This window comes from Cytobacillus oceanisediminis (genome assembly GCF_003182355.1).
Lineage (GTDB): Bacteria > Bacillota > Bacilli > Bacillales > Cytobacillaceae > Cytobacillus > Cytobacillus oceanisediminis_A.
Genome location: NZ_QGTW01000001.1, coordinates 616901 through 639927, shown reverse-complemented (window position 1 = coordinate 639927; position 23027 = coordinate 616901). Strand labels below are relative to the sequence as shown.

Here is a 23027-nt window from a genome sequence, read left to right as displayed (position 1 = left end):
GAAGTAAAAATGAGAACAATCACATATTCTGAAGCGTTGAAAGAGTCTATGCTTCAAGGAATACAGGCAGATGAAAATGTATATCTCCTAGGTGAAGATGTTGGCATCTTTGGCGGTGCTTTTGGTGTGACAAATGGGCTAGTCGATCAGCTTGGACCGGAGCGGGTTGTAGATACACCGATCTCTGAAATTGCCATAACGGGTCTTGCAGTAGGTTCAGCCGTAACCGGCATGCGGCCGATTTTGGAAATTCAGTTTTCGGATTTCGTTACCTGTGCAGTTGACCAGATTGTCAATCAAGCTGCTAAATTACGATATATGTTTGGCGGCAAGGCAAAGGTACCGATGGTCATTCGCCTTCCTGGCGGGTCCGGACTGGGATTTGCCGCGCAGCATTCACAGAGTTTAGAGGCATGGATGACTCATATTCCAGGACTAAAAGTAGTGCAGCCTTCGACTCCGTATGATGCGAAAGGGTTATTTAAAGCGGCATTAGAGGACGATAACCCAGTGTTATTTTATGAACATAAATTATTGTACGGCACAAAAGGTGAGGTGCCTGAAGAGTCCTATACGATTCCACTTGGAAAGGCAGACATTAAGAGAGAAGGCAGTGATGTAACTGTAGTTGCAACCTCCTTGATGGTTCACCGGGCATTAGAGGCTGCAGAAAAATTAGAACAGGAAGGAATCAGTGTGGAAGTTATCGATCCAATGACTCTTGTTCCTCTTGATGTTGAAACGATTGTATCGTCCGTTAAAAAGACAGGCCGTGCTTTAGTTGTCTATGAGGCTGTCCAAAGAGGCGGCTATGGTGCAGAAATTGCCAGTGTGATTACCGAAAGTGAAGCGTTTGATTATTTAGATGCTCCTGTCAAAAGACTTGGCGGGAAGGCTGTTCCGATTCCATACAATCCGAAGCTGGAAAAGAAAGCAGTTCCTCAAGTTGACGATATTATCGAGTCAATCAAATCGTTGTTTTAGGCCTTATAGGAGGTAATTCGAAGATGGCTGAAGAAGTAATAATGCCCAAATTAGGGGCATCAATGGAAAAAGGAACCATTCTTAGCTGGTTCAAAAACGAAGGCGACCCGGTAGAAAAAGGCGAACCTTTACTGGAAATTATGACCGATAAAATAAATATGGAAGTGGAAGCGACTTCCTCCGGGATTCTTTTAAAAAGATGCTATGGTGCTGATACGGAGGTTGATGTGTTAAAGCCGATTGCTTACATAGGCGAAGCAGGGGCAAAGATTCCGGAAACGGCAAATGAAGGGCCGAAAAATGAAAGTACAGCTGAAATAACCACAAATTCAATGGATGAAATAAAGGAAAAAGAAGGAGAAACAGCCATTCCTCAAGTGATGGAACCGCTACTAAGCAGGCCTCGCCGGACCCCTGCAGCTCGAAAGCTGGCTGCTGTTAACGGCATTGATCTTCGGGAGGTCAAGGGTACTGGACCGAATCAAAGGATTCAGCTTAGAGATATTGAAGTAATCTTGAAAAATCGTAAAAAGGCAACACCGCTTGCGAAGGAAATCGCAAAACAGCAGGAAAAAGACCTTACAACGATCACAGGTTCGGGACATAAAGGAAAAATCCAAAAACAGGACTTATTAGTTCCTGAGCAAAGCCAGGAAAAACAATATATGAATTATGATGGCCTTCGGAAAATCATCGGCGATCGAATGACCCACAGTGCCCAAAATGTTCCGCAGGTAACCTTGCACTGCGATATTGATATGACTGAGGTCGTGGCTCTCAGAAAAGACCTGCTCCCTAAAATTGAGAAAAGGACAGGCTTCCGAATTTCCTATACGGATATCTTCGTCAAATTTGCTGCCCATACATTAAAAAAGCATCCGATTCTAAACTCTTCCTTCAGAGGCGGCAAGATTGAGCTTCATTCTGCTGTCAATATTGGAGTGGCTGTAGATGTACCAAATGGTTTAGTTGTACCTGTTGTAAAGGAGGCAGATAAAAAGACTTTGAGTGAACTGACATCTGAAACGAAGAGGCTGGTTCGTGCTGCCCAGGCAAACAAGCTTTCATTTGAGCAAATTTCAGGCGGCACGTTTTCAATTAGTAATTTAGGAATGTTCGCAGTTGATTCATTCAATCCGATTATCAATGAGCCGGAATCGGCTATTCTGGGAATTGGCAGGATCCGTGAGCAGCTCGTGCAAAAAGAAGGATCGATTCAGACTATTAGCCAAGTGACCTTTAATCTTACATTCGATCATCGTGTGATTGATGGGGCGGCAGCAGCCAGATATTTAACGGATTTAAAGAATGCCCTGGAAAACCCGTACGAATTATTCATATGAGGTGTCGTTCATGAAAAAGTATGATGTTGCAGTCATTGGCGGCGGTCCCGGCGGCTATATTGCCGCAGAGCACGCCGCCAAACACGGCGCCCGAGTGGCGCTGATTGAAAAAAATCATTTGGGAGGCACCTGCTTAAATAGCGGCTGTATCCCATCTAAAACGTTTCTGCGTTTTGCAGAGGTTCTGGAAGTGATTCAAAAAGCGAAAAAGTGGGGCATAGAGGCCGGCGATGTCAGCTTCTCCTATAAAAAGCTCAGAAAGCGTAAGGATACAGTGGTAAAAAGTTTGCAAAAAGGGGTTTCCTCTTTATTAAAAAACGCGCAGGTAGACTTTTATCAAGGGACAGGCATTCCCCAGCAAAATAATCAGGTCTCCATTATTTCTTCAGGAAAAGAAGAGCGGATTCATGCCGGGAAAATAATTTTAGCGACAGGATCTCGCCCGGCTATTCCTGCGATTGGGGGGCTGGATCAGGTCTCTTTCCATACAAGTGAAAGCATCTTCGAGCTGGAAGAACTTCCGGCCTCGCTGACCATTTTGGGGGGTGGCTACATCGGTGTGGAATTTGCCAGTATTTTTTCCAGCCTGAATGTTGAGGTGCATCTGATTACTGAGGAAGAATCCATACTGCCAAACGAGGATCCTCAGATTGATGAGTTTCTTAGTAAAAAGCTCCGTTCACAAAAAGTGAAGGTCCATACTGCTTCTAAAGTCAAAAGAGTTATTAGTGAAAACGGTAAAAAAGGATTGGAAGTGCAATCCGGCGACAGCGGTTTGATTAGGCTCGAGACAGCTGAAATTCTGATTGCGGCTGAACGTGTCCCGAACATTACGGATTTTACTCATCTTGATTTACAAATGAACGGTCCCTGGATTGCAGTTAACAACCAAATGGAGACGAGTTACCCTAATATATACGCGATTGGCGACCTGCTTGGACGGTACCAGTTAGCTTATACTGCCAGTGCAGAGGGGATTACAGCAGCTTCCAACGCCATCAATCAATATAAGGAAATAGATTATAAGGTAATTCCCCGCTGTATTTATACGTATCCAGAGGTTGCCTGTGTTGGTTTATCGGTAAGAGAGGCACAGGAAAAGGGATTACGGATTCGTACAGAGAGCTATCCATTAAGTGCAAATGGGAAAGCCTTTACGATGGATGAAAGAACCGGCTTTATTAAAATCATTGCTGATGAGGTTCATAAAGAAATTATCGGGATTGTTATTGTAGGACCAAACGCAACAGAAATGATTTCGGAAGCAGCAGCTTTTATTTCTCTGGAAGGAACTGTAACGGAGCTGGCAAGTCTTATTCACCCGCATCCAACCTTATCTGAAGGCATTTCGGAAGCAGCCAAGGCCTGGCTGGAAAAAACACAGTTGCAGCTAACCACATAGTGACAGTAAGTTTCCCTTTTTCCTGTCTAAAAGCAAATAAGTATTTTAGGAGTGAAAAGATTGAAAGTATTTATGCATAAAGGGCCAAGTGGTTTAGCGGGAGCCTCCTATCGCGATTTTCCTGAAATCCCTCTCAAGGAGAGACAAGTTAGAGTAAAGCTAAAATGCGCGGGATTAAACCATCGTGATCTATTTGTGATCAGCAGAAGAAACGAAGAAGAACCGCCGATTATCCTCGGCTCGGATGGTGCAGGAGTGATCACCGAGATTGGAGAAGAGACAAATGGATTTACGATCGGTGATGAAGTAGTGATCAATCCTAGCCTGGGCTGGATGCAAAAGAGCCCCGCCCCGCCGAGCGATTTCCGTATATTAGGGCTTCCTGACCATGGGACATTTTCCGAAAGCATCGTTCTTCCAATTGAAAATATCGAGTATAAACCAAAATATCTATCCTGGGAAGAAGCGGGAGTAATGCCGCTTGCGGCATTGACTGCCTACCGGGCTTTATTTACAAGAGGACAAGCAGCGGAAGGAGATACTGTTTTTATCCCCGGGATCGGGAGCGGTGTGGCGATATTTATCCTGCAATTTGCGAAGGCGATCGGCGCAAAGGTAATCGTGAGTTCTCGTTCCGAAGAAAAGAGAGACCAAGCGATCAAACTGGGTGCGGATGCTGCCATTGATACAAATGAAGATTGGGGAGTACAGCTTCAGCAGGAAAAGGCAGACTTAGTCATTGAAAGTATTGGAACCGCCACGTTTAACAGGTCTCTCGAAATGCTCAAGCCCGGCGGAACGATGGTAACGTTTGGTGCGACAACAGGAGATGAAATTGGGATTAACCTGCGCCAGTTTTTTTATGGCCAATTTAATTTACTAGGAACAACAATGGGCAGTCATGATGAGTTTAGAGAAATGCTTGCTTTTATTACAAAGCATAGGATAAAGCCTGTTGTCGATCATGTTTTTCCGCTGTCCGAAACGCAGAAGGCTTTTGAAAGAATGAATGAAGGCAAACAATTTGGAAAAATAGCGATAAAGATTGCTGAATAAGGATATGCGTGGAAGGATGTGAGAAAATGCGAGCTGCGGTTATGAGTGCGCCATTTGAAATTGCGGTTCAAGAAGTGCCAAAACCGGCACCTGGACCAAACGAAGTGATGGTGCGGATAGTAAATGCGGGAATCTGCGGAAGTGATATTCATATTTATGACGGGACTTATGCATATGCAAAGTACCCTCATGTCCATGGCCACGAACTAAGCGGTGTTGTGGAAACGGCTGGCAGTGAGGTCACCAAACTAAAGCCAGGAGATCGCGTCGTAATTGAACCGGCTATCGCCTGCGGAGAATGCTATGCGTGCCGAATCAATAAGCCGAATTGTTGTGTTAATCTCGAACTGATCGGGATTATGCGTCCGGGCGGTTTTGCAGAGTATACGGTTGTGGATGAGAATCATGTACATGTGATTCCAGATAAAATGAGTTTTGAAGCTGGAGCTATTGTCGAGCCGTTTACCATAGGGGCGCAGATTGTCAGCCGCGCAGGCGTTAAGCCCGGAAATACCGTTACGATTTTAGGAGCAGGACCGATTGGTTTGACGGCGCTGATTTTACTTAAAGCACTTCACGAGGTAAAAGTTACTATTGTGGACGTCATTCCTGAGAGACTTGCACTTGCCGGTTTGTTTGGCGCCGATGTGACAATCAATGCCAATGGTACAAATGTGAACCATGCAATCAAGGAATTAACGAACAATGAAGGATCGAATATTGTGATCGAGACAGCTGGTTTAAGACAAACAATGGAGCAGACCATCGATTTAGTAAGCTCGGGAGGAAGAATTGTGATTGCCGGTTTAACAACAGACAAAGTCGGCATCCCCGGTTATTTATTCTCCAATAAAGAGGTTGAAATCTATGGAAGCCGAAATAGTGCAGGAAAATTCCCGGAGGTCATTGACTTTCTCACCCGGCATCAAGAGATTGCCGATAAGTTTATAACCAACAAATTGCCGCTGGAACAAATAGCTGACGCGTTCCGATTAGCCAAATTTGAGCCGCATCTGGTGAATAAGATTATTTTGAAAATCTGATTTCTATTTTTGCTGTTATTCAAAAAAATGAATCTGTTATGGAGGCTATAATTGATGAAAGCCTTAATGAAACTGCAATCAGGGGTAGGGAATGTAAGTTTAGCAGAGGTGCCTGAGCCATCCTGTGATGAAACTAGTGTGAAAATAAAAGTAGCTTATACAGGAATTTGCGGGACAGATCTTCATATTTATCATGAGACCTTTAAGAGCAGCCCGCCTGTCATTATGGGACACGAGTTTTCCGGGGTAATCTCTGAGGTCGGGAAAAGCACAAATGGATTCAAGGCTGGAGATCGAGTGACAGTCCTGCCCTCTAGTGCCGGGGTCTGTCAAAAGTGTTCAAACTGTAAAAAGGGATACTATATGCTATGTGCCGACAGAAAAGGCATGGGCTTAAGAATGAATGGAAGTTTTACAAATTATGCAGTGGTACCGGCTGAGGCCGTCTACAAGATTCCTGAGCATATTTCTCTTGAGGAAGCGGCTTTGACAGAACCATTAGCAGTAGCCCTTCACTCGATTGAAGAACTGACCTCTATTAATCTAGGAGATACTGTGCTTGTGTCCGGTCCTGGTCCAATTGGATTAGTCTGTACAGCCGTTTTAGCTGCAAAAGGCTGCAAAGTCATTGTGGCGGGAACGACGATTGATCAAAAACGGCTGGAAATCGCCAAACAAGTCGGTGCCTATATGGCGGTGGACGTTCTTAAGGAAGATCTTATAGGCCTAATTGGCGAAGAAACTGGCTCAAAAGGAGCCGATGCGGCGATAGAATGTGCAGGCTCTGCGCCTTCGGTAGCGAATTGTTTAAATTCACTAAAGAAGAAGGGGAAACTTGTTCAGGCCGGGATTGTGGGAAAAGAGATCATGGTAGATTATGATTTGATTCACTATAAAGAAATTTCCGTTTACGGTTCTCTTGGCCATACGCTTTCAACTTGGGACCGGGTGATGGGAATTTTAAGCAGCGGGAAAGTCAACTTACAGCCAATTATTACGCATAAATTGCCGCTCAGCAGCTGGGAAAAAGCTTTTGAACTTTGTGAGCAAAAGCGGGCGGGTAAGGTCCTCCTTTATCATGAGAATGATTGAGGAAAAGCAGTTGATCATGAACCTTTCCTTTATAGCAGCAAGAACAACTTACATATAGAACTTGATAGAGTCGAAAAGCGATCGGCTCTATTTTTCTTTTTGGTTCTTTTCGTATAGATTGTTGTTTTTGGACTATAAAGCTTGCCCGTTGATTTCCGCTCCAGTCACGCAGCGAACCCGCGGGGAGGAACGGGAGCCTCCTCGGCGTTTCACGCCTGCGGGGTCTCCCGCTCCCTCTCCACCCGCAGGACATTGAATAAACTCCTTCGAATAACACCGCACGAAGGAAATGCGGCAGCATTTTCGAGGATCAAGTGCCTTCCACTCCAATCAACTCAGTAATTAAAACTAGTTTGTAAGCAACAAACTTTGCGAAAACAGCCTTCTTTTTAAAGAACCTATTTAGAGCCGTTTTGAACGAAAAATAGAGAGAGTATCCATCCATATACTGATTAGAAAGAAGTGAAAGTTAGCGAGCATTTTTAAAAGTTCGTAATTTTGGCGTGTGCCTAGCAATATATTAAAGTATCGGAATAATTTGAAGCGATTTTGCTAGTTTATTTCAATTTTTAATAAGGAGGAGTATCAATTGGATGTTGGTTATATCACAAGAAGAATGGCAAACGATGTAAATCCAAAAAGTGCTGCAAAAATAGCAATCCAGGAAGAGGCGGGTAAATCTTGGACATATAAGGAACTTCACCTCATTTCGAACTCCTATGCAAATAAGCTTCTTGATATGGGAGTGCGAAAAGGAGATAGCGTCGGAATCCTTTTATACAATTGCCTTGAATATATTGGTCTATACTTTGCGATTGCCAAAATTGGCGCAATTGCAGTTAGACTTAATTTCAGGCTTTCAAGTGATGAATTTGAATACGCATTAAATGACTCAAAAACGAAAGTATTGTGCTTTCATTCAAATCTGGCACATCAGCTGGAGGAGATACGCAATCAGGTTCCAGTTGAACGATACATTTGTCTTCCAAATAAAGATGAAAAGATTCCCGGCTGGTCGGAGGGATGGGAGCTATTAGAAACCGGCGCTGCCGGTGAGATCGAGGGAATCAGCATTAATATGAAAGATCCCGTTATGCTGATGTATACATCCGGGACAACGGGAAGACCTAAAGGAGCCATTTGGACACATGAAACTACTTTTTGGTTTTCGTCCATGCAGGCGCTAAGATGGAAGTTTACTGGTGAAGAAGTGGGGATGACAACAGGCCCCCTCTATCATGTGGCAGCATTGGAAGATATCGCATTGCCGATCATGCTGATGGGCGGCACACTTTTAATTACCAAAAGCAAAGGATTTAAGATTGAGAGAATTCTATCTGTTATTGAGAGCGAAAAGGTCACCGATTGCTTCCTATTTCCATTTATGATCTATGAAATGCTGAATTCGACTGAAATCGATCAGTATAAGCTTGAAAACTTAAATGTTATCTATACGGGCGGAGACCCAATCATGCCATGGGGACTCCAGCAGCTCAAAAAGAAATTTCCGCATGTGAGGCTTGTACAAGTATACGGTCTGACAGAAGGAACGCCGATCGCGGCGTCACTGGACCACGAAGATGTTTTTGAAAAAAGCCATACAGTTGGTAAGCCTTCACCCCTGACCGAAATTAAAATCATTGATGATTCCGGAAAGCCTCTCCCTGTAGGGACAGTGGGCGAGATCACGATTAAAAGTCCAGCCGTATCCGCTGGTTACTGGGGAAAGCCAAGGGAAACAAAGGCAACATTTGTGGATGGCTGGTGTAAAACCGGTGATTTAGGAAAATTCGATGAGGAGGGATTTCTGATCATTGCCGGTCGAAAGAAAGATATGATCCGAAGCGGCGGTGAGAATATCTATGCCGCTGAAATTGAGGATGTACTTTTCCGGCATGAGGCAATAAAGGAAGTATCTATTATTGGCATTCCTGACCCCAAATTTATTGAAGCAGTATGCGCTGTTATTGTCAAAAAAGAGGGCAAGCAGCTTACGGAAGAGGAAGTAATTGAATACTGTAAAAAACATCTTGCCAGCTACAAAAAACCAAAGAAGGTCATTTTTGTGGACGAATTACCGCGAACTCCTTCCGGCAAAGTACAAAAATTCATTCTGCGAAACGAGTTTAGAGGTGTGAATAATGGATAGGGAGGAAATGAATTTGGGGACGGGTCAAGCTGTTTCATGGTCAAAGCAAGATGGCATTGTAACGCTCATCATTAATAATCCGCCAGTGAATGTTCTTAGTGAGGGTGTTGTTGAGCAATTATCCATTGCTGCGGAAGAAATTAGAAAGGACCCTGAGGTGAAGATTGTGATCCTTACGGGGGCAGGCGAAAAGGCCTTTATGGCTGGGGGGGATATTAAAAGCTTTCCTGATTGGATTGGAAAAGGGGCAGAGGAAGCCAAGCAAAAATCACTTTGGCTTCAGGAGCCGCTTAATAAAATTGAGAGGCTCCCGCAGCCGACCATTGCTGCGATCAATGGTTTAGCTCTAGGGGGAGGCTGCGAACTGGCCTTAAGCTGTGACATTCGAATTGCTGAGGAACAGGTTAAAATCGGTCTTCCCGAAATAAAATTAGGATTATTTCCGGGTGCGGGCGGAACACAGCGGCTTCCGCGGCTAGTCGGGAAAGCAAGGGCAAAAGAAATCATCTTTACCGGTGAACTTCTGACGGCGGAGGAAGCCTGTCAAATTGGCCTTGTGAACCATATTGCTCCAAAAGGGAGATCCTTGGAGAAAGCGATGGAACTGGCGAAAAAGATTAACAAATTTTCATTGCCTGCGCTTTCTTATGCGAAGCAAGCGATTGATGAAGGGTACGAGCAAGCACTGGAAAAAGGCCTGGTAACAGAAGCTGAATATTTTGGCTATGTCTTTCAGACAAAGGATGTAAAAGAAGGGGTTGAAGCCTTTATCCAAAAAAGGCCGGCTAACTTTATGGATAAATAGCGGATAGGGAAGTTTGAAAAATTAAAACATTTAGAGAGTTTATATAGGTATGTATTAATTAAAGTGCCCTAATGCTGGTATTTTTTTACAAAAGTTATAGACCTCCTTGCCCTTGAGATTCGTTTTTCGGGGTTAACTGTCGCGACCACTGTTTTTTTAGTTCATGGTTATCATTTTAGATGATTGATGCTCGTAAGCGTACCAAACAATAGATTATTATTCTAGGAGTGAAGCTGTGATTCAAATTCGAGCTATAGTAGAACAAACCGCTTTACCTGTCATTATGGCCCCGATGTTCTTAGTATCAAGTCCTAAAATGGTCGTTGAAGGCTGCAAAAATGGCGTCATTGGATCTTTTCCATTATTGAATGCACGAACTGCTGATATAGTAGAAAACTGGATGGCTGAGATTACAAACGAGCTTCAGCGGGCACAGGATGCTGAGCCGCATAAAAAGATTGCTCCATGGGCCGTCAATTTTATCGCCCATCGTTCCAATAAAAGGTATGAAGAGGATCTGGAGTTAATTAAAAAATATCACCCCCCAATTGTTATTACGTCATTAGGTGATCCAAGCCCTGTCGTCAAAATTGTACATGAATACAATGGGCTGGTATTTTCAGATGTTATTAATCTGTTTTATGCAAGAAAGGCAGCACAGAAAGGAGTCGATGGACTCATACTTGTCTGCAATGGTGCAGGAGGACATGCAGGAACACTTAATCCGTTCGCCTTTTTAAGTGCTGTTAAAGAATTTTTTGATGGGATAACTATTCTAGCGGGAAGCATCTCCAATGGACAAGATGTCCTTGCCGCAGAAGCTCTTGGTGCAGACTTTGTCTATATGGGGACAAGATTTATTGCGGCTTCAGAAAGTTTCGCAAATGAGCATTACCGGAACATGCTGATTGATTCATCTATGGAAGATCTTATTTACACGGATGCTTTTAGCGGGGTAAATGCTAATTATCTTATTCCGAGTATTCGAGCGGCCGGATTGGATCCGAATCATTTAACAAAGAAAGAAAAAGTTGACTTTTCCAAAATGAACGAAACAGAAGCTAAAGCCTGGAAGGACATTCTCTCAGCCGGACAAGGTGTTCACAGTGTCAAGAAGGTGCAGACAACGGCTGAAATCGTACAAGAGCTTCAGGAGTCTTATGAAAAAGCTGTCGCTAATATACTGAAGAAACGTTCAGTTAATAAGTATTATAAGAGAGAATCCAATAACAAATAATTTCAATGTAACTGAGAAAGAAAGGGCCTGACCCCGGCTGCGTTAATACATTAGTTATAGAGGGGACAGGCCCCCTTTTCTAAATTGCGGCTGCTCTACATATTTTTGCTTTCCAGAAGAAGTTTGGATTCTCCTGTACGTTCCCATTCTTCTACTGTTTTATATGCTTTTTCAGGAGAATATCCCTTACCTACAAGAACTCCCATTAAAATAAACTCTTGAAGAATGTGTGTCATACTAATTCCTCTTTTAACGTCCTCCAAGCCTTCTTTTACCAAAAACTCCGTATGTTTTACCCATTCATCTGGAGTCTTTCCGAAAGCTACTGTTTTTCCATTTTCATTAGCCAAACCTTCTTCCATTGCCATTGCATCTGCCTTCGTTTTATGAACGGTACCAAATGGATGGTTTGGCGGGGCATATATGGAGTAAAGTTTCAACGGAACATTTCCTGTGTTTGTGACATTGTGCCACATTCCAGCCGGTATCATAATTGCAGAGTCATCGAAGATTCTCAATTGGAAACTTAAATTATCTTTACTTTTGCCCATTTGTACAATCCCCTGACCTTGTTCAATACGTAAGAATTGATCCACATCAGGGTGAATTTCCAATCCGATATCTTCACCAACATTAAGACTCATTAATGTTACCTGCAAATGACTTCCTGTCCATAGTGCAGTACGATACGTGTTGTTTTGTTTGGCGGTTTCATTAATATTTACAACAAATGGGTTTGGCCCATAATCTTTTAATACGTTTCTGCTGTCACCATAAAATGACCGGTAAGAACTGAATGCCAAATCATAGAATGAGCCCAATAACCAGTAGGATTTCCGTAAGTATGCGCTGGTACATTTGCATAATAAGGATTTTGATACGTATAGGGCATATAGTGCATTTTCCTCAATCCCTTCATATTATTTTTATCAATAAATTATCTTATGTACGTTGATAAAGAATGTACTTATATGTGCTTATTAATGTTAAATGAATTCTTCTAGAATCCAAGGTCAATGTCAATTCCTTTTATATACTCTAATAAGAAGAATAACTTGGCATTAGTAGCTTGATGAGCCACGACAGCTGTTCAATTTAAGAGGTGAAAATACGATCAATGTATGCGAAGAATTACTGCTCACATATTCAAGCTCTTTATCAAGGAATTTAGGGGACGGTTCGCGTGTTTATTCTCTGAAAGAGAAACAAGAGACCGTTGTTTCATTGGAATACTCTTATATCTAAGATAATTAATAAATCATAAAGTTAAGCAGCCTTCGAAAAATTTTTGTGGGGCTGTTTTTTATGTTCTTTAAACAAGTCTTTTTGAGTTAATATTTACTTATTAAGGTGACTTGAATACGGAGGGTAGTAAATGTGAAAACAACGGTGCCTGGTATGTTTCCAGATTAAAAGTTCAGCAGAATTCTCTATGGGAAAAAAGAGACTTGTGATGCTTGCATAAATCGCAGAATCATGAAAAAACGGCTAAAATATTCAACTAAGAAAAAAAGAGCCGATGTCTGCTCACAGTGCCAGAACAAAGTTCAGGCTGTGTACGAGGACGGATGGTGCCATGTGTGTGTGAAGGAACGCGAGAAAGCTCTCGATGTGTCACCAAATAAGCTAAATAAACAAAAAGTACAGAACAAAACAGTTGAAGAAAAAATCTCAAAGCTTAAAGAAGGAGCAAAGAAACAGGTTTTGGTTAATTGATATGAAAGAAATTACAAAGCAAGACAACAATGTATAGACCATTATGGTTGTTACTGTTCAGTTTGCTAATATGATTTTGCTGAATTTTATGGGGACGAATTTGAAGGGAAAATACATGTTCATCATCTTATAGCTCTTTCTGAAGTTAATGAGGAGTATGAGGTCGACCCAATAAATGATTTACAACCGGTTTGTCCCAACTGTCATCTAGCCCTACATTCAAAAGTTGGCGATACACCATATAGTATTGAGGAATTAAAAGAAAAATTAATCGAAATATATCTAATTAAAAGACCGAGGAGATAGTTTAAATGTCTGAAGATAAAATGTTAACTAACTCAAATGAAATCAATGAAATTGTTGTCTCTAACCCTATAGGCGATGAGCTTTCTTTGGAAAAAGTAACTGATGATAAATTGGAAGCAAAGAAAAAATACAAGGAGGTCTTTGTATCTGATTTGTCATTGATGATGGGTAACGTTTCACAGACGGCATTGCAAGTTGCTAATCAAGGAATGACTTTAGCTCAAATTGCAAAACAAGCACCTAATGGCTTGTTTACAGCAACTGTAAACCCCGCGACTTTGTCTAAATTTGCAAATAGAACTACAACAACAATGGTTCGAGACTCGTCGGGACATTTAGTCGAGCACGCTGGTTTTGCGGAAGTTGGTTTAAGGGCTTCAATGAATCCGGCAATTTATCTATCGGCAGGAATGCAAGTGATGTCAGCTGTTTCAGGGACATATTATTTGAAGGAAATTAATGATCAAATTACAGATATGGATGCGAAATTAGAAGAACTTCTAAATATTCATCATGATACAAACATTGGGCGTTTGATTGCAGCTAGAAAGGGTTTGTCTGAAATTGCGAATAGAGAATTTGTTGATACTACTGATCTATCTACTATTAGGAACTATAAAAAAACTGCAGATGAAATTCATGAAGAATATATATATCGTTTAAAAAGACAAGAAAGTGAGGATAAGAAACTTTCGGATATTAATTTCACAATTTTGATTGCTTTTGAGGCTAATAAATTATCTTTGTTTGCAGAACTAATTGAGATTGGAACAAGAATGAAGATCGGTGGTCAAATAGATATTATTAATGGACTAACAAGCCAATTAAAACAAAATTATGCTAATAGTTTTTATCATAATAATGAATTAGAAGTTAAGAAGATCTATTCAATGATACAACAGCGGAGTATTAACGAATTGGTCGATAAAAATATAAAATTTGAAAAATCATTAGATAAATTAACAGATGATTATATTTCTACTGGTTGGGGCATTCTACCTGAAATTGGAATCAGGACGTTTTTTGCTGGTAAAGCTAAAAGAAATGTTAATAAAGCAAAAGAAAAAGTTGTGTTGGAAAAGAAAAACTTGAGCACAGTAAAAAAGGGTATGAAACAAAACAAGGAGAGCGATGGAATTGATAATATTATTGATGAAGTCGTTAAACTACAATATAAAGAAACAGAAATTCTGTATATTCCTACTGAAAATAACAAACAACGAGTATTTGTGCCAATTGAAGATGAGTAAAATGTTTGAGTCCTCCTGAAATTAGGGGGTACATATTTACGCGAAATCTAAAATTACGCGTTTCAGTATCACCATTCTATCAAAACACACTTCGAGTGCGTAGCGTTGATAGAGTTAAAATAGCTGGTATCATTAGGTTTAGTGGTTTTTAACTGAAAATTGAAGTGTGTTTTATGTACCCCCGGACCAATTGTTCGGGGGATTTTTGACCCCCGGGGTCTTACTTTTATGTGGAATTTAAGGAACATTGTCTTATCAATTAGTTTTACCTAAAAGTCATTTTTATAGAGTACTATTTTCCAGAGAGTAAGGATTTGATTCTTTACATTCCACCTTTTAAAGGGCTTGAAGAAACATAAGATTTTTCAAGGAATTTGAGATAAAAGAATTAAAATAATATTGTAATTTGAAAGTATAATTCTTCATATAATCTAATGTGCATCATTTGTTAAAAACTTTAAAGGAGTTAGGGGTGTTGAAACATGTCTTGGGATGATGAAGAAAATTATTGCTCAAATTGCCATAATACTGGTTATGTAGAGTGTGACTGCAGGGCAAATGAGGAGGACTCGTGTAGTTGGTGTTGGGGAACGGGTAAAAGAAATTGTGGATGTGGTAGATGAGAAAAGGTTGAGTAACTCAGCCGTTTTTTATTTTAAATAATATAAATACGTATTTAAGAGAGAGATACATTTTAAATTACAGAAATTATTATTAAATCTAGCTTTCGCTATAGGGTTTGAAGTTAAAATAAACTTTGCTGAAAGAAGTTAAGTTTAGATGCTAATATGAAAAAGTTATCAGTGTTGAAAGTAATTACCATTCAATAGATTTAAATTATTTTATTTTTACTGGAGGTAAATACTTTGTACATATTAAATGACTGAATAACAAATGAATTTGAATGACCCAGAATACACCCAAACTTCATTATATATTCGTGATATACAGCACTACCACTCAGCAGTCCAAAAGAAAGAGCCTGACCCCGGCTGCGTAATACGTTAGTTAAAGAGGGGACAGGCCCCCTTTTCTCCTGAAAAAGGAAATTAGAGGAAATTAGGGGGCGGTTCGCGTGTTTATAATCTGAAAGAGAAACATGAGAACCGACCCTGGGTTTCATTATTTATCTAAATTCTTAATAGCGTAATCGGCTTCTTCTTGTGTGAATTTTTCACCGTGTTCAGAAGTCAGTTGGTCTCTTATCGCTTCTGGTGACATACTCATTGTCTCCTGATAATTTTTTGCTTTTTCCAAGGCATTTTTCTTAAAATCAGTTTTCAGATTATCTATTGCATACTGTGCTTCTTCCTCAGTAAATTTTTCACCGGATTCAGAAATAAGCTGGTCATAAATTCCTTGTTTTGACATGTGCATCGATTTCGAATAGGATTCAGCTTTTTTCAAAGCGTTTTCTTTCCAGTCAAATTCAAGATTATCCATTGCGTAGGTAGCAGCTTCCTCGGAAAACTTTTCACCATGTTCAGAAGTTAATTGGTCAAAAATAGCACTCTTGGACATGTTCATTGATTTTGCATATGATTCAGCTTTTTTCAAAGCAGACTTATACTCCGTAGGAACATCATCCTCAACCTCCGTGTCTTCTGTTTTCGGCTCCTCTTTTTTCTCCTTTGACTTATCCTCTGCTGTTTCGACAGCCGTTTCGTTTTCCTCTTTGTTTGTGTCCGCTGTTTCATCGCCGTTACTGTTGACAGCAACTACGATAATAATCGCAATCAACCAAAACCACCATCTTTTAAAAATGGGTTTCTTTTTACCTTTTTTAGACATAAAACACTTTCTCCTCCTTTACAAAACTATTTGTGTATACTTTTTACCATTCTTTTTTTATATACCATTATTTATGATAATTAACCGGGATTATTAAAAAAAAGAGATCTTCACCAAAGTTGGGTAGGTTTTCTAGATTCCTAGCTAAGATTACAAGATGTCTGTATAAAAATATTATGGCAAAGGTCTCAACAATCCAAATGAAGTGTTATTTTTTAAAAAATAAATGTCGGGAAAAAATACTTAAAATTTAATAAGATTTTATTTTGGTATTCTAAATTCTTTATTTTTATTTCTAAAAGGTGTGATTTTACAAAAGGAATAACAGAGGGACGGTTCTCTTGTTTTTACTCTGAAAGAGAAACTAGAGAACCGTCCCTCTTTTTCTTAAATATTTAGATTATTTAATCAACAGGAAAAAAACAGATGTAGTCTGTATTTGCTATGAAATATTTCAAATGATAGAAAATTGTTGTTGTAATTTTAAGAATATTATTTATAATAAAGTTGAGAGGTGATTCAGGTGTCAATGAAAAATGTAACTGAGGAAAAAGCACTAACCCCAAGAGGAATCGAAACACGTGAAAAGCTTTTAAGAGCAGCTGAGGAGGTTTTTGGGCAAAAAGGTTATTTTGAGACGTCCATTGTTAATATTTCACAGGAAGCAAAAGTTGCTCAGGGAACGTTTTATAATTATTTTCCTTCAAAGAAAGATATTTTTGATGAGTTAATCCGGAGCTACAGCCGGGATTTGCGTATCGCGATTAAAGAAGGAATGGAAGGGAGTTCTTCCTTTGAGGAAGCTCAGCGAAATGGCTTCTTCGCCTTCTTTAGCTGGGTAAAAAATCATCCCAATTTATACAGCATTGTTCAGCAGGCGGTTGTAGTAGATCAGGATCTGTTCCGCTGGTATTATGGGAAGCTTGCGAATGGATTTTTAAAGAGTTTGTCCCAGGGAGTCGAGGCGGGTGAATTTAAAGACCTTGACCAGGAGACTGTTGCTTACTGTTTAATGTCAATTGGACAGTTCCTGGGAATGAGATGGGTGTATTGGGAAAAGAAAGAAGTTCCAGAAGAAGCATTTGATGCAGCGATGACACTTATCTTCCAGGGCTTAAAAAAGTAAAGAGGGGGAGTTCGATGAAAGGGATTGCCTATTGGATTGAGAAATGGGCATACACGCATCCAGATCGAACAGCAGTCATAACAGATAACGAAAAGGCGTCCTATAAGCAGCTGAATAGAATGGTCGATTCAGCTGCCGCGAAGATCCAGGGAAAGCTGCAAGGAAGAAAAGGGGAACGCATTGCCATTCTGTCGCATAACCGAATTGAATACATAGTCCTTCTTTTTGCGATTGCTAAGGCAGAATGTGTGGCGGTCCCGTTAAATATTCGGTTAAGTGCGAAAGAACTTGTTTTCCAGCTGAATGACAGCGGCTCAAAGGTCATCTTTGCCGAAAAAGAAAATGAAGAGTTTTCCTCTTCCCTTGTTGAGCAAAGCGACCTCGAAAGTTTGGAGTTCATTGAGGACTTTTGCCAGGATACTCAAAAAAGTTTTACTTACGAGAATACGATTGATGAGGAAGCACCTTACATTATTTGCTACACCTCCGGTACAACCGGCAAACCGAAAGGGGCTGTACTGACACAGAGCAATATGTTCTGGAATGCGGTCAATAACAAGTTGGCGATTGATTTAACATCAGAGGACCGCTGCATTGTGCTGCTTCCGCTGTTTCATATTGGAGGAATTGGGCTGTTTGCGTTTCCGTCATTGTTTTCAGGAGGAACCATAGTTATCCCCGGAAAGTTTGAACCTGAAAAAGCGCTGTCGATGATTGAAGAACATAAGGTGACCGTTGCGATGGGTGTTCCGACCATCCATCAGGCATTGCTCACGAGCCCTTCTTTCAATACGGCAGATTTGAGTTCAGTCCGCTGGTTCTATAATGGAGGAGCACCATGTCCACATGAAATAATAGATGCCTATTTTGAGAAAGGATTTTTATTCGGCCAGGGCTTTGGAATGACTGAAACTTCTCCTACTCTATTTATGCTAACAAAAGAAGATGCGCCACGAAAGAGGGGCTCTATTGGAAAGCCGGTGTTATTTTCCGAGTACAAGTTAATAGATTCAGAGGGCAAAGAGGCTGAAAAAGGAGATGTTGGCGAGCTGGCAGTGAAAGGGCCAAATATTATGAAGGAATATTGGAACCGGCCGGATGCAACAAATGAAGCACTGAAAGATGGGTGGCTGCTGACAGGCGATCTAGCGAAAACGGATGATGAAGGATTCCTTTTCATTGTAGGCAGGAAAAAAGAAATGATTATTTCCGGCGGGGAAAATATCTATCCGCTGGAAGTGGAGCAAGTCATCAGTCAAATGAAAGGTGTTGCTGAAGTAGCAGTGGTCGGGAATGCTGATCCACTTTGGGGTGAAGTTCCTGCAGCTTTTATTGTAAAGGAAAATGGAAGCGTTTTAACAGAGAGTGATGTACTTGATTACTGTCAGGGATATCTAGCAAAATATAAAATTCCGAAGAAAATTATGTTCTTAAAAGAACTGCCGAAGAATGCCACTGGGAAAATTCAAAAAACACAACTCATAGGAAGCAGGTGAAGAGGTGATAAGTTATAGTATCGGCCAGCAGGCCTCCTGCAGCAAAACGATTACAGAAACAGACTTTGTCCTGTTTGCAGGTTTAAGCGGTGACTTCAATCCGATCCACATAGATGGGGAATACGCCAAAAAAACGAGGTTTAAACAGCGTATTGCCCATGGATTATTAACCTCGAGCCTATTATCGCAGCTTTTAGGTGTTCATCTGCCTGGAAAAGGTTCCATTTATGTAGAGCAGAGCATCCGATTTAAAGCGCCGGTTTTTATTGGCGATACGATTACGGCAAAAGCAACTGTCCAGGAAATTGATCAGGAGAAAAGAATTCTGAAATTGCTGACTGAGTGCCTTAATCAGGATGAAATACTAGTTTTGACGGGTACGGCCAAGATGATGGTACCTGAAGATGGAGGGGTAATCTGATGGGAATCGGTATTAAATCAACAGGAGTTTTTTTTCCTCCTGGTATCGAAACGGCGGCCGACCTGGCTGTGAAAACGGGCATACCCGAACAGGTGATTATTGAAAAGTTCGGTTTAGTTCAAAAGCATGTTGCAGATGAAAGCCTGCATGCCTCCGATCTGGCCATTGCCGCGGGGAGGCAGGCGATTGAAGGGATTGACCCGCTATCCATAGATGTAGTGATCTACTTTGGAAGTCCTCATAAGGATTACTACGTCTGGTCAAGCGCTCCGAAAATACAGCATGAATTAGGAGCGAAAAAGGCCTATGCGTTTGAAATCATGAATGTCAGCTCTTGTTTTCCGATTGCCTTAAAGGTGGCAAAGGACATGATTGCTTCAGACCATTCTATTCAAAACATCCTGCTTGTGGGGGGATGCAAAGAATCGCAAATCGTAGATTATGAGAACCCGCGGTCACGCTTCATGTTCAACTTTGCCGATGGCGGCACTGCTGCACTGGTCACCAGGGATTCCTCTCAGAGCGAAATACTGGAGAGCGCCATCCTGACCGATGGTTCCTTTCATGATGATGTAAGGACACCGGCAGGAGGATCGAAACATTTTGCCAGCCACGAAACAGTCGAAAAAAACCTTCATTATATTGATGTAAAAGACCCGCAATCCATGAAAGAAAGACTGGATCCTGTATCGATCTCAAATTTTGACCATGTTATACGGAAAGCACTTCAAAGAAGCGGTTATACTCCTCAAGATATTAAACTCCTATTGCCACTGCACACAAAACGTTCAATGTTCAAAGAACTCTTACAATCACTGGAACTTCCTGAAGAAAAAGCGATCTACTTAAATCACCATGGCCACATGTCAGCACTTGACCCATGCATAGGGCTGCATTTTGCCCAGGAACAGGGACTTTTGAATCCTGGGGACATTGCTGTAGCCGTCAGTGCTGGAACAGGATACACTTGGGCTGCCACTGTAGTTAAATGGAAATGAAATTATAAATTTAAAGATTCATAGATAAGCAGCGAGATTTAACATGGCCTAAAGAAAATGAATATAGGGGGAATGGCTATGAAATTCAAGTTGAACGGCTTTAAATCGCTTTTAATGCTCGGTATTTCGCTCACTCTTGCTTTTACTTCTGGATGTTCCGGAAACACCGCAAGTTCAGAAGAAGAAACGATAAAAATTGGTGTACTCGCTTCCTTAACCGGTCCGCTCGAGACGTACGGAAAGCAAACGGTAGCAGGATTTGAACTGGGGCTGGAGTATGCAACAGAAGGGTCGAATGAAGTAGCAGGAAAGAAGGTCGAGTTTATAGTGGAAGATACGGAAACAAAACCGGATGTCGCGGTAAGAAAAGCGACAAAGCTGCTGGAAGAGGATGAAGTGGATTTCTTAGTGGGCTCATCAAGCTCTGGAGACACACTGGCCGTATTGCCGCTCGCTGAAGAATACGAAAAAATCATGGTGGTGGAGCCTGCAGTGGCAGATAGCATCACAGGAAAGAATTGGAACAAGTACATCTTCAGGACAGGGAGAAATTCGTCTCAGGATGCTGTAGCTGGTGCAGCAGCAATTGCTGAAAAAGATGTGAAAATCGCAACCTTCGCACAGGATAATGCCTATGGAAGAGAAGGAATCGCGGCATTTAAAGAAGGAGCCGAGAAGCTCGGAGCCACGATTGTGAATGAACAGTATGCAGACCCAAATTCCACTGATTTCACTGCGAACATTCAAAGCATTATAAATGAAAAGCCGGATTACCTTTATATCGTCTGGGCGGGATCCAATGCTCCATGGAAGCAGTTAAAGGATATGCAGCTGGAGGAGCAGGGGATTAAGATATCCACTGCGGCGCAGGACATTGCTTCTCTAAAAACGATGGACTCCTTAATTGGCATGAGCGGCTTTTCCATTTACTATCACACCCTTCCTGATAATGAAGTAAATGACTGGCTTGTGGAAGAGCATAAGAAAAAGTTTGACGGTGATATTCCTGACCTGTTTACTGCCGGCGGAATGACAGCTGCCATTTCCGTTGTGGAGGCTCTGAAGAAAACAGAAGGCGACAAAGATGTGGATGGCTTGATCAGTACAATGGAAAACATGGAATTTGAGACACCGAAAGGAACGATGAAATTTCGGGCTGAGGATCACCAGGCACTGCAGTCTCTTTATGCAGTATCTCTAGAGGAGCAGGAAGGCGTGGATCATCCAGTTCCGGTTCTAATCAGGGAATTGAATATGGAGGAAACAGAACCGCCGATCAGAAATGGCAATTAAGATTTCGGAATAGTTAGATATATAATCAGGGAGGGATCGCCAAGTTGGAGAATATCTTGGTAACGAAAAGCCTATCTGTTTCCTTTGGCGAACATGATGTCATAAAAGAAGTAAACCTGGCAATAGAGCGAGGCAAGCTGACTTCGATTATCGGTCCCAATGGGGCAGGCAAGACTACACTCTTTAACCTGCTGAGCGGTCAGATCGCTCCGACAAAGGGAGAGATTTATTTTAAAAACGATAATATAACAAACCTTTCTGTACCATTACGGGCGAGAAGGGGCATCGGTCGCTCCTTCCAGCTCACCAATATTTTTCCGGAGCTGACCGTTCTTGAGAATATCAGGCTGGCCATCCAATCATCAAGCAAAGATTACTACTCGATCTTTCCGAGGCTTTCTTTCATGAGCCGCCAGCAGGATGAAGCAAAAGCTGCCATGGAGCGGTGCATGCTAAGCGGCAAGGATGATGTGCTGGCACAGGATCTGGCCCATGGGGAAAAAAGAAAACTAGAGCTGGCCATGCTGCTGGCTCTCAAAACAGAACTGCTTCTGCTCGATGAGCCGACAGCAGGCATATCAATCGAAGAAATTCCTGCCATTCTGGAAGTGATCGAGAACATTAAGAAGGAAGGCACGTACACGATTGTGTTAATTGAACACAAAATGGAGATGGTCATGCATCTGTCCGATACCCTGGTGGTTCTATTCAATGGCGAGCTCCTGGCCAGCGGCAATCCACAGGAAATCATAAAAGATCAAAGAGTTCAAACGGCATACCTGGGAGGCTTGCATCGTGAGTCTATTAAAACTGGATAATTTGGAAACCTATTTGGGGCAATATCACATCCTGCAGGGAGTGTCCATGTCCGTAGAAGAGGGAAGCATCACCGTCCTGTTCGGGAGAAATGGAGCAGGCAAAACGACAACACTGCGCTCCATCATGGGCTTTAATACATCCACCACTGGTTCTGTGCATTATAACAATCAGAAGATCAGCGGAATTCCTACCCACCTGATATCCAGAAAAGGCATCGGCTATGTACCTGAAAATCAAGGGATTTTCAGTGCGCTGACAATAGAAGAAACGCTAAATCTGGCCAGTGCAAAGAGCAACGGCGAGACGGAAGAAAAAATGGAGTGGATGCTGGAGCTATTCCCAGATTTAAAGAAATTCTGGCGCAAAAAAAGCGGATTGCTTTCCGGAGGACAAAAGCAGATGCTGGCGATTGCCAGGGCGTATATCAATGGAGATGGACTGCTTCTGATCGATGAACCAAGCAAAGGCCTGTCACCGATTATGGTGGAAAAGCTCATGGAATCGATTCTAAAAATGAAGGAAAAAACAACGATTCTGCTTGTGGAGCAGAATTTCCTGATAGCGAGTGAAATCGGCGATTACTTTTACATTATGGATGACGGAAAAATAGTCCATGATGGCTGGATGCAGGATCTAAAGGAAGACAAGGAAACCTGCCAGAAATACTTGGGCATCGCGTAGCAGTGAAGGGGGGCTGGAA

Annotated in this window: 19 protein-coding genes and 2 pseudogenes; 19 read left to right on the top strand and 2 right to left on the bottom strand. The window is 41.6% G+C overall.

Annotation, left to right across the window (positions count from 1 at the left end):
- Nucleotides 1–9: 9 nt before the first annotated feature.
- The 9 genes from DFO73_RS03035 (at nucleotide 10) to DFO73_RS02995 (ending at nucleotide 11111) form a co-directional block, all read left to right on the top strand.
- Nucleotides 10–984 carry an alpha-ketoacid dehydrogenase subunit beta gene (locus DFO73_RS03035; protein ID WP_110063547.1) on the top strand — a complete coding sequence of 325 codons (975 nt, stop codon included), beginning with the start codon at nucleotides 10–12 and terminating at the stop codon, nucleotides 982–984.
- 23 nt (nucleotides 985–1007) lie between these two features.
- Complete coding sequence (locus DFO73_RS03030; RefSeq protein ID WP_110063286.1) at nucleotides 1008–2327, top strand: dihydrolipoamide acetyltransferase family protein; 1320 nt, start codon at nucleotides 1008–1010, stop codon at nucleotides 2325–2327.
- A 10-nt stretch (nucleotides 2328–2337) separates the two neighbouring features.
- Nucleotides 2338–3729, top strand: coding sequence for a dihydrolipoyl dehydrogenase (gene lpdA, locus DFO73_RS03025; protein ID WP_110063285.1), 1392 nt, complete (start codon nucleotides 2338–2340; stop codon nucleotides 3727–3729).
- A 60-nt stretch (nucleotides 3730–3789) separates the two neighbouring features.
- Nucleotides 3790–4785, top strand: coding sequence for a zinc-binding dehydrogenase (locus DFO73_RS03020; protein WP_110063284.1), 996 nt, complete (start codon nucleotides 3790–3792; stop codon nucleotides 4783–4785).
- A gap of 26 nt (nucleotides 4786–4811) precedes the next feature.
- On the top strand, nucleotides 4812–5828 hold the full coding sequence (locus tag DFO73_RS03015; RefSeq protein WP_110063283.1) for a zinc-binding alcohol dehydrogenase family protein: 1017 nt from the start codon (nucleotides 4812–4814) through the stop codon (nucleotides 5826–5828).
- A 54-nt stretch (nucleotides 5829–5882) separates the two neighbouring features.
- Entirely contained in the window at nucleotides 5883–6920 is a 1038-nt protein-coding gene (locus tag DFO73_RS03010) for a zinc-dependent alcohol dehydrogenase (RefSeq protein ID WP_110063282.1), read from the top strand.
- A gap of 589 nt (nucleotides 6921–7509) precedes the next feature.
- Nucleotides 7510–9069, top strand: a complete 1560-nt coding sequence (locus tag DFO73_RS03005; protein WP_110063281.1) for an AMP-binding protein — start codon at nucleotides 7510–7512, stop codon at nucleotides 9067–9069.
- Nucleotides 9070–9082: 13 nt separating this feature from the next.
- On the top strand, nucleotides 9083–9874 hold the full coding sequence (locus DFO73_RS03000; RefSeq protein ID WP_110063546.1) for an enoyl-CoA hydratase: 792 nt from the start codon (nucleotides 9083–9085) through the stop codon (nucleotides 9872–9874).
- Between the two features lie 283 nt (nucleotides 9875–10157).
- A complete protein-coding gene (locus DFO73_RS02995; RefSeq protein WP_110063545.1) occupies nucleotides 10158–11111 on the top strand; it encodes an NAD(P)H-dependent flavin oxidoreductase in 954 nt (317 codons plus the stop codon).
- Nucleotides 11112–11428: 317 nt separating this feature from the next.
- Here the strand turns inward: DFO73_RS02995 and DFO73_RS02990 are convergent.
- Nucleotides 11429–12012, bottom strand: a pseudogene (locus DFO73_RS02990) (cupin domain-containing protein); the annotation flags it as partial.
- A gap of 575 nt (nucleotides 12013–12587) precedes the next feature.
- Between DFO73_RS02990 and DFO73_RS29130 the strand changes: the two are divergent.
- From DFO73_RS29130 to DFO73_RS28430, 3 genes and pseudogenes are all read left to right on the top strand, one after another.
- Complete coding sequence (locus tag DFO73_RS29130) at nucleotides 12588–12827, top strand: hypothetical protein (RefSeq protein WP_258309181.1); 240 nt, start codon at nucleotides 12588–12590, stop codon at nucleotides 12825–12827.
- Between the two features lie 105 nt (nucleotides 12828–12932).
- Nucleotides 12933–13133 (top strand): annotated as a pseudogene (locus DFO73_RS29125) (HNH endonuclease); the annotation flags it as partial.
- A 5-nt stretch (nucleotides 13134–13138) separates the two neighbouring features.
- Nucleotides 13139–14383, top strand: coding sequence for a hypothetical protein (locus DFO73_RS28430; RefSeq protein ID WP_181395900.1), 1245 nt, complete (start codon nucleotides 13139–13141; stop codon nucleotides 14381–14383).
- Between the two features lie 1122 nt (nucleotides 14384–15505).
- Here DFO73_RS28430 and DFO73_RS02975 read toward each other — a convergent pair.
- Nucleotides 15506–16174 carry an Ltp family lipoprotein gene (locus tag DFO73_RS02975; protein WP_110063279.1) on the bottom strand — a complete coding sequence of 223 codons (669 nt, stop codon included), beginning with the start codon at nucleotides 16172–16174 and terminating at the stop codon, nucleotides 15506–15508.
- Nucleotides 16175–16703: 529 nt separating this feature from the next.
- Here DFO73_RS02975 and DFO73_RS02970 point away from each other — a divergent pair.
- The 7 genes from DFO73_RS02970 (at nucleotide 16704) to DFO73_RS02940 (ending at nucleotide 23008) form a co-directional block, all read left to right on the top strand.
- Nucleotides 16704–17300 carry a TetR/AcrR family transcriptional regulator gene (locus tag DFO73_RS02970; RefSeq protein WP_110063278.1) on the top strand — a complete coding sequence of 199 codons (597 nt, stop codon included), beginning with the start codon at nucleotides 16704–16706 and terminating at the stop codon, nucleotides 17298–17300.
- 14 nt (nucleotides 17301–17314) lie between these two features.
- Nucleotides 17315–18796 (top strand): o-succinylbenzoate--CoA ligase, encoded by a 1482-nt coding sequence (locus DFO73_RS02965; RefSeq protein ID WP_110063277.1) that lies wholly within the window; start codon nucleotides 17315–17317, stop codon nucleotides 18794–18796.
- A gap of 4 nt (nucleotides 18797–18800) precedes the next feature.
- Nucleotides 18801–19217 (top strand): MaoC family dehydratase, encoded by a 417-nt coding sequence (locus DFO73_RS02960; protein ID WP_110063276.1) that lies wholly within the window; start codon nucleotides 18801–18803, stop codon nucleotides 19215–19217.
- Nucleotides 19217–20215 (top strand): 3-oxoacyl-ACP synthase, encoded by a 999-nt coding sequence (locus DFO73_RS02955; protein ID WP_110063275.1) that lies wholly within the window; start codon nucleotides 19217–19219, stop codon nucleotides 20213–20215. Before DFO73_RS02960 ends, DFO73_RS02955 begins: the two co-directional genes overlap by 1 nt.
- Nucleotides 20216–20329: 114 nt before the next feature.
- Nucleotides 20330–21508, top strand: coding sequence for a substrate-binding domain-containing protein (locus DFO73_RS02950; protein ID WP_258309229.1), 1179 nt, complete (start codon nucleotides 20330–20332; stop codon nucleotides 21506–21508).
- Between the two features lie 44 nt (nucleotides 21509–21552).
- Complete coding sequence (locus tag DFO73_RS02945) at nucleotides 21553–22326, top strand: ABC transporter ATP-binding protein (protein ID WP_110063273.1); 774 nt, start codon at nucleotides 21553–21555, stop codon at nucleotides 22324–22326.
- Nucleotides 22304–23008, top strand: coding sequence for an ABC transporter ATP-binding protein (locus DFO73_RS02940; RefSeq protein ID WP_110063272.1), 705 nt, complete (start codon nucleotides 22304–22306; stop codon nucleotides 23006–23008). Before DFO73_RS02945 ends, DFO73_RS02940 begins: the two co-directional genes overlap by 23 nt.
- Nucleotides 23009–23027 lie beyond the last annotated feature (19 nt).